General features: G+C 76.2%; 1 protein-coding gene. It reads left to right on the forward strand.

Annotated elements, in window-relative coordinates:
* The coding region (locus tag ACSNOG_RS33035; RefSeq protein ID WP_436756365.1) for a CAP domain-containing protein at positions 1 to 314 on the forward strand (314 nt) is incomplete at its 5' end.
* Positions 315 to 366: the final 52 nt, after the last annotated feature.

Genomic DNA, 366 nt, shown 5'->3' on the forward strand with positions numbered 1-366 from the left:
GATGCGGACCCGTGCGCTTCAACGCCGAACTCGTCGCCGTCGCCCAGCGCCGCACCGACGACGCCGCGCCGCGCACTCCCGCGAGCCAGTGGTCCGCCTTCGCCCGCGGCCTCGCCGTGCCCGGCCACCACTGGAGCTCGTACGGGGTGACCGCCGCCACCGGGCAGATCAGCGCCTCCGCCGTCGTGTCCGTGTGGATGAACGACCCCGGACACCGCCGGACCATCCTCGACTGCGCCTTCACGGAGCTGGGCGTGGGCGTCTCCTTCGCCCACGACGGCCCGCGCTGGGTGCAGGTCTTCGCGGCGCGCTGAGCGCCGCCCCCAAGCCACCCCCCTCGCCGGGCGGGCCAGTGCCACGCCCGGC

It is taken from the genome of Streptomyces sp. URMC 124, assembly GCF_051386455.1.
GTDB lineage: Bacteria > Actinomycetota > Actinomycetes > Streptomycetales > Streptomycetaceae > Streptomyces.